Below are 321 nucleotides of genomic sequence, written 5' to 3'. Positions count from 1 at the left end.
ATACCAGGATGCTTTATACGTCAGTTGACGCACCCATTCGCCCCAGGACGCATCAGCGATGGACTTGGAGAGTTTGGGATTTTGAATCATATTCGCCACATGCAGATGTTCGATGCTGATCGTTTGGCACTCACGGATCAGCTTCGTTGTCATCTTGTGGAGAAAATCGTTCCGGGAATTTGCAATGTGTTCGTGAATACGGGCAATGTGTTTCTTGGCTTTCTTCCAGTTGGAGTCCCCTGGTGTGCGTCTTGCCAAACGCCGCTGCCACAGCGCAAGCTTTTTCTCGTATTGACGGTAAAACCTGGGGTTGGCAAAATG

1 protein-coding gene is annotated in these 321 nt (G+C 49.5%); it reads right to left on the bottom strand.

The annotated features are described in order from the left end of the window. On the bottom strand, positions 1-321 hold a 321-nt coding region (locus ACAN56_RS35420), incomplete at both ends, for an RNA-guided endonuclease InsQ/TnpB family protein (RefSeq protein WP_379148797.1).

The organism is Paenibacillus paludis, from assembly GCF_042610515.1.
Taxonomy (GTDB): Bacteria; Bacillota; Bacilli; order Paenibacillales; family Paenibacillaceae; genus Paenibacillus_AQ.
The sequence above is the reverse complement of the archived record's forward strand: the minus strand, read 5'-3'. Positions and strand labels throughout refer to the sequence as shown.